At 35.0% G+C, this 7,156-nt stretch carries 8 protein-coding genes; 5 read left to right on the forward strand and 3 right to left on the reverse strand.

Going from position 1 to position 7,156, the window contains the following annotated elements; translation table 11 throughout:
* Window positions 1-22: 22 nt before the first annotated feature.
* Entirely contained in the window at window positions 23-874 is an 852-nt protein-coding gene (locus tag RZ78_RS00895; protein WP_054607823.1) for an IS3 family transposase, read from the reverse strand.
* Entirely contained in the window at window positions 868-1,173 is a 306-nt protein-coding gene (locus RZ78_RS00900; RefSeq protein ID WP_054607824.1) for a transposase, read from the reverse strand. The genes RZ78_RS00895 and RZ78_RS00900 overlap by 7 nt, the downstream gene beginning before the upstream one ends.
* Before the next feature lie 697 nt (window positions 1,174-1,870).
* Between RZ78_RS00900 and RZ78_RS00905 the strand changes: the two genes are divergently transcribed.
* From RZ78_RS00905 to RZ78_RS00915, 3 genes are all read left to right on the forward strand, one after another.
* Entirely contained in the window at window positions 1,871-2,911 is a 1,041-nt protein-coding gene (locus RZ78_RS00905) for a zinc-dependent alcohol dehydrogenase family protein (protein WP_054607825.1), read from the forward strand.
* Window positions 2,912-3,253: 342 nt separating this feature from the next.
* Window positions 3,254-4,606 carry an APC family permease gene (locus RZ78_RS00910; protein ID WP_054607826.1) on the forward strand — a complete coding sequence of 451 codons (1,353 nt, stop codon included), beginning with the start codon at window positions 3,254-3,256 and terminating at the stop codon, window positions 4,604-4,606.
* 113 nt (window positions 4,607-4,719) lie between these two features.
* On the forward strand, window positions 4,720-5,151 hold the full coding sequence (locus RZ78_RS00915) for a YjdF family protein (RefSeq protein WP_054607827.1): 432 nt from the start codon (window positions 4,720-4,722) through the stop codon (window positions 5,149-5,151).
* Between the two features lie 40 nt (window positions 5,152-5,191).
* Here the strand turns inward: RZ78_RS00915 and RZ78_RS07410 are convergent, their stop codons facing one another.
* Entirely contained in the window at window positions 5,192-5,803 is a 612-nt protein-coding gene (locus RZ78_RS07410; RefSeq protein ID WP_081006863.1) for a helix-turn-helix domain-containing protein, read from the reverse strand.
* A gap of 190 nt (window positions 5,804-5,993) precedes the next feature.
* On the opposite strand from RZ78_RS07410, the gene RZ78_RS00925 reads away from it, so the two are divergent.
* Window positions 5,994-6,194: a hypothetical protein gene (locus RZ78_RS00925; protein ID WP_054607828.1), complete on the forward strand. Its 201-nt coding sequence runs from the start codon at window positions 5,994-5,996 to the stop codon at window positions 6,192-6,194.
* Between the two features lie 10 nt (window positions 6,195-6,204).
* Window positions 6,205-7,041: an SPFH domain-containing protein gene (locus RZ78_RS00930; RefSeq protein WP_054607829.1), complete on the forward strand. Its 837-nt coding sequence runs from the start codon at window positions 6,205-6,207 to the stop codon at window positions 7,039-7,041.
* Window positions 7,042-7,156 lie beyond the last annotated feature (115 nt).

The following is a 7,156-nucleotide window of genomic DNA, read 5'->3' on the forward strand; positions in this document are numbered from 1 at the left end:
ACAAATAAATAAAAGCAGCTTTCTAACTCTTTAATTGGGCAACTGATTTTCTGTATTCTACAGGGGATTGGTTGCCTAATTTTGTTAATATTCGTGTATTATTCCAAAATTTGATATAATTATTTACACACTTAATGGTGTCTGCTAAACCTTTAGGTTTAGCTTGTGTGTAAATCATTTCAGTCTTTAGGTTGGCGTGAAATGATTCGATGATGGCGTTATCAGCTGGCGTGCCTTTACGGGACATGCTTCTGATGGCGCCTTTTTTACGTGCTAATTCAAAAAATTCACGTGAAGTGTAAGTCGAACCTTGATCACTATGGATAATAGCGCCATTTAAATAGCCTAATTGATTTAATGTATCTAACGCCAATTGGGTATTTGGATGATTTGAAATTTTATGAGCGATAATTTCCGAATTAAAACTATCCATGATCGTTGAGAGATATAACATCTTATTTCCGCAAGGAATATACGTGATATCAGTAGTTAATTTACGTTTTGGTAAACTAACGTTCCAATCACGATTGATTATATTATCAAATTGTTTAAATGGATTACCAGGTCTATAAGATCTTTTACGTTTAATACGACACCCCCAACCATATTTGGCCATAATTCTTTGAACTTTACTAACACTACATTTTAAATACTTATTAATTAGTGCATGAATTTTACGATAACCATATAAAAACTTCGTTTTTATACATAGTTGTTGAATCTCTTGTTCAATCTGACTTAAATTAAAATGATCTGCATGCTTTTTATGATAGTAATAGGTACTTCTAGATATGTTGAGATACTGACAAATCCTAACTAAAGATATCTTTGATGTGAAATTATCGATTAATTTAATAGTATCTTGATTTACCACAGCCCTTCCATGATTAAATATTTTTTTATAACTTCAAGTTCTTCTTTCATTTGTTTAATTTCCATGTCTTTTATGACATGACTAGGTAGTTCTAAGTTACCTTTATTATATTTATATTGCTTTCCAGGCTTTTGCTTCAAACGGTAGTAATCGCCATTTCTTACATATTTCCGCCACGTATAAATTAATCCATCACTCTTTAACCCAAGCATTTCACAAATCTTTCTACCTGGAACACCTTCATTAAGAAGCCGAACGGCTTCTAGTTTAGTTTCATATGAATATCTATTATTAGCCATACAAAAAACACCTCCGAATTATGTTATTTTATCAAATAAAAATAATCATTTTATCGAAAGTGCTTTTATTTATCTGTTCAATATTATAACTTCAGTTCCCCAGTGAGTCTTCTTTTTTGTATATAAAATGCGGGTTTGTAACATTTTTGATACCCATAAAATGCCGAAATTTCAAAAAAGTTGAATTATGAGAAAATTTATTAAAGACATTTTAGAATAAGGGGTGTAAAGTGTACTTCAAGAGGAGAGAAGTACTTAATGTTAGAAACACTATTTTTTATCTTTTTTCTAGGTCTATGTTGCACACACTGCTACGTTAGATCCGGAAAACACTTCGTATTAGCAGGGCTAATAATCCCGTTAATCGTCGTACTTCTAACCGTAATATTAACGATTAATTTACACCGATACACAATCATCATCTACGGACAAGGATTCTTAAATGTTTTAGAATCAATATTGGTCGTTAATCAGGTTAGACTTAGATTCGAAGGGGAATAAAAAAGACATCTTACGCAGCGTTGTAAGATGTCTTTTTTGAATGAATTCATGGATAAATGTATGTTATAGTTATAATAGAACATTTGTTCGCATAATGCAAATGTTTTACATCGAAAATTTTGAGTCTTATCATTTGACTTAAAGTGCACTTTATATGGAATAATTGTACTTATCGAAAATATGGGAGGCTTCAATTATGAAAAGTGCAGTATTTATTGAACCTGGTAAGGTCGAAGTGCAAGATGTCGACATGCCAAAGATTGAAAAAGATGACGACGTTATCCTAAAGGTAGTTCGTACCTGTGTCTGTGGATCAGACTTATGGTCATACCGTGGATTAGACGAATACAAAAAGAAAGCTTACAACAATGGTCATGAAGCATTGGGTGTTGTTGAAACTGTTGGTAAGGACATCACTACTTTACAACCTGGTGATTTCGTAATCGTACCATTTACTCACGGTTGTGGACATTGTGCCGCTTGTTTAGCTGGTTACGACGGAAGTTGTCTAAACCATTCAGATAACTTTACTCAAAGTGCCCAAGCTGAATACCTAAGAGCTCAACACGGTGAATGGTCACTAGTTAAGGTTCCTGGTAAACCAGAAGACTACAGTGATGAAATGTTAGATTCACTATTAGCTCTATCAGATGTTATGGCTACTGGATACCATGCAGCTCGTACTGCGGATGTTCAAAAGGGTGACACTGCCGTTGTTATCGGTGATGGTGCCGTTGGTCTATGTGGTGTAATTTCTGCAAAACTACGTGGTGCAAAACAAATTATCGCAATGAGTAGACACGAAGACAGACAAAAGCTAGCCAAGGAATTCGGTGCTACCGATATCATCGCTGAACGTGGTGATGAAGCTGTGAAGAAGGTTATGGAACTAACTCACGGCAACGGTGCAGATGCTGTTCTAGAATGTGTTGGTACTGAATTATCAACTCAAACTGCTTTAGACGTTGCTCGTCCAGGCGCTAAGGTTGGTCGTGTTGGTTTGCCTCACTCAGGTAACTTAGATATTGTGACCCCATTTGGTAAGAACATTGCACTTGCTGGTGGTATTGCTTCAGTTACTACTTACGATAGACAAGAATTATTGGATGCCGTATTATCTGGTGCCATTCACCCAGGCAAAGTTTTCACTGGTAAATACAAACTAGAAGATATTAACCAAGCATACAAAGACATGGCCGAAAGAAACACCATTAAGGCTACTGTTGTTAACGATTAATATTTAATAGATCGACTGATGTCGGTCTTTTTTTATACCTTCATAATTTAAATTATAAAATGATTAGGTGCTTTTAATTGACTTATCAGAATCAAAAGTTTAGTATACGATATAATCGTTAGAAAATATATCGGAGGAGGAGACACATATGAATAATTTTATGAACATGAACATGTGCGATTGTTGTAAACCGGCGGCTTCTCCTCTGGTTATTTAATCGCGTCGTGATACATACGATTAATCTGAGAAGAGCTGCTGACCTATAGTGATGGGATCAGCGGCTTTTTTGTTTGGAGGGGAATACATACATCACATCATAATACTTAGGAAGTGAAATAAATAATGGATTTAGATGAGTCAAAAAAGATTACTAAATTTGAGACGTTTGCGTTAGCCGTTGCAGCTGTTGCTCCAACTGGTTCAATTGCTTTTAACGCCGTACCAGCAGTGCCGTTTGCTGGAATTAATGTACCATTAGCATTTCTACTTGGTGCAATCGGATTACTTTTTGTAGGTATCTGTTTCGCGGAATTATCAAAACATATTTCAGACGTTGGTTCAGTATATGCTTATAACCAACAAGCTTTAGGAGAAAGATTAGGTTTAGTTAGTGGTTGGACGCTAACATTTGCCTATGTGAACTTAGCGGTTTCATGTATGGGGGCGAATACTAACTTTGCACATGTATTCTTTGCTCAGTTAGGTTTTAATTTCAACAATACAATTATTGCGTTTGTAATTTTATTAGGAGCTGCACTAGTTCTTACATTTGGTCTAAAGCTTACCAGTAAATCAGCCATTGCAATTGAATTTTTGGCGATTGCTATTTTGGTTGTACTAACCGTTATTATTTTTGCCAAAGGTGGACGTGATGGCATTAGTGCCCAACCATTTGTTCCAACTCACAGTAGTGTATCTGGAATTGGACAAGGAATGGTATTTGCCATCCTTTCTTTCTGTGGTTTTGAAGGTGTTACAACTGTAGCTGTTAGAACAAAGAATCCAAAACGTTCAGTTCCATTATCTATTATTGTTACAATTATTTTTGCCGGAATTTTCTTTGTTATTGCTAGTTATATGCAAGTAATCGGATTTGGTATCCACCATGTCTCAGATTTCGCTCATTCTTCATCGCCATTAAACGATCTTTCATTAATGTATATGGGTCGCCCAATGGCTTTGATTATGGACTTTGCCATTCTAATTAGTAGTTTTGGCTCCGTACTTGGTATCATGAACGCTGGTGCATACATGATTTACGCAATGGGTGTGAAAAAATATCTACCAAAATACTTTGGCAAATTTAATGAAAAACTAAATAGTCCCACTCGTGCGATTTGGTTACTAACTGTAATCATGGCAGTGGCATACCTAATCTTCGGTGTTCCTTATGGTCCTGAAGTAATCTATGCAAACTCATCAACACTTGGTGTATTAAGTATGTTGACCGTATATGCTTTGGCCTGTGTCGGAACAATTCTATACTTCCACAAGCACAGAGATACCATCAAGCGTTCATTTATCAAACATATCTTGATTCCAATTCTAGGAATCTTAGTGTTAGTTTACCCAATGTGGACTAACCTATACCCAATCCCAGATTTCCCTGGAAATCTATATCCATACGCAGTAATTCTATGGATCATTATCGGATTGGTAGTATATGCAATTAAGAAGAGAAGAAAACAAGACTAAGCAAAAAGACGTCACGTATGTGGCGTCTTTTTATTTAAATAAATTATATCTTGATAATATTTATTGATTATTTTATTATTTAACCATAATTAGTTTTTCATAAAAAGGAGGGGATGAATATCGATAATTTTGTTAAAGGTAAGGCAGTTGTTGTATTTGATCCTCCTTTTTATCGTTTGATTATCGAAAATACTTTTGATGACAATTATGAAGTTGCAAAGGTAACTTTAGGAACTTCTGAACCATCTGCATATTCGATAAACAATCTTATAAATAAGAAGTGGTCAAGATTTAGGTTTTATCAAAAAGCTGCTGATGAAGTCGATATTTCCGAAAAAAGAATCAATCCTAAGAGGCTACAAAGAATTAGTAGAAAAGAAGTTTCTAAAGGAATTGGTACTAAGGCTCAACAAGCTTTAAAAGAACAAAGCCAATTAGAAAAGAAGACAAGTAAAAAGAAAAAAAGTGAATATAACAGAGAAAAGAAATTAATGAACTTCAAGATGAAGCAACATAAAAAGATGGAAAAACATAAAGGTCATTAATTATATTCAGAAAAAAGACGCCACTTATGTGGCGTCTTTTTTATCTGAGATGGAATTTATCGATGATGTATACAAATAAATTGACTATCTGAGTATAGATTCCGATGACAATAAGTCCAATTACTGTATTGCTGACAATAGAAATATAGCCCATCCATATAATGATTATTATTCCTATCAAAATAAGGAAAATGGTTAGAATTTTAACAGAGGGCCTTGCATTAGGATCTTTAAGAATGGACTTTTTGTTTTCTGGTGACTCTAAACCAGTTTTTTTCATAAATTGGTTATTAGCGGCTTGAACAAGTACGATTCCAATGAAAAAGACCAAGGCAGTGGCATTATTCATCACCGCTAACAGTGTAATCGCAAGGCTACCAAGTGCAGAAATTCCATACTTTAATTCCAAGTAATTACTTTGGACCTTATCCTTTTGTAGATATTCTTTTAGTCCTGAATCCTCGTTTAAAAGGGTATCTAGTGAAATTTGATAGAGATCACTAATTTTCACTAGACTCTTGATATCTGGATAGCTGTTTTCGTTTTCCCAACTTGAGATGGTTTTTCGAGAAACGTGTAAGTGTTTTGCGACATCTTCTTGAGTCATATTTTTGATTTTGCGTTGTTCTCTGATACGTTCACCAAATTTCATTATGTATCGTCTCTTTTCTCTTAAGATAATGACTTTATTTTATATAAAAAATGCTATTTTTGGTAGCCAAGTTTCTTGGACATGTTGATATATCAATGTTTTAAAAGAAAAATATTTTTATGCAAAATATATCGACTATTAAATACAACAATGGCATAATGGGACGTGAATAAAGGGGGAGGTGTTTTTCATGACTGACAATTTAGAACATCGAATGTTTTTAGGCAGAGTCATTACAAGTGACGATTTCTCGACCGACAAATCATTGGTTCAAGTTGGTGGTATTTGGTATCGTTATGATTTATCCGATAATTCTACCTATGATGATCAAGCGAAATACTCGGTCGTGAATAACACAGGTAATACTCTTCATTTACAAAAAATTAAGTGAGGTATTTGTTATGCCATTTGGAGTTAAAGTCATTCGTCAAAATAACGAAGGATTAGTTGAAACATTAGGAAAGTACAGCCACACTTTAAGCTCTGGTTTGCACTTCTACATTCCATTAATTCAACGCGTTAGAACCGTTAGTTTAGCAATGCAACCTAAGCTACTACCAAAGTATTCATTGATTACTAAGGATAACGCTGAAGTATTAGGTAGTGTCAGTTTGAACTACCACGTGACTGAACCCGTTAAGTACCAATACGAAAATACCGATTCAGTAATGTCCATGGTCCAATTAGTCCGTGGTCACTTAAGAGATATCATCGGTCGTATGGATTTAAACGAAGTGTTGGGTTCCACTAAGGAAATCAATAAAGAACTAGCCGATGCAATTGGTGATTTAACCGACATCTATGGAATTAACGTTGATCGTATTAACATCGATGAATTAACTCCAAGTAAGGCCATTCAAGAAGCCATGAACACTCAACTTACTGCTGACCGTGAACGCCAAGCTGAAATTTCACGTGCTGAAGGGGATGCCAAGTCTGTTGAACTACGTACTAAGGCGCAAAACGAAGCATTAGTTGCGACTGCTGAAGCTAACGCTCAAGCTACCAAGACTAAGGCGGATGCTGAAAAGTACAGAATTGATAAGATTCAAGAAGCTTTACAAGGTGCAGATGACAAGTACTTCAATGCTCAAAGCATCGAAGCATTTAGTAATCTAGCCAACTCAGACACCAACATGGTGGTTGTACCAAATGATGGTGCAGACTCATATGGTCAAATGACTACTTTTGCAAAACTACTAAAGCAAAACGGCGAAAAGAAAGAAACTAAAGAATAATAAAAAGGAATCGGTAATTAGCCGGTTGAACTGAACCCCTTGAGTTGGAGAAATCTAACTTAAGGGGTTCTTTTATGTTTTCTAAAGAATTAAAATTAGCTGCCATTAAAGATTA

The sequence above is a fragment of the Apilactobacillus kunkeei genome, from assembly GCF_001308195.1.
Classification (GTDB): Bacteria; Bacillota; Bacilli; order Lactobacillales; family Lactobacillaceae; genus Apilactobacillus; species Apilactobacillus kunkeei_C.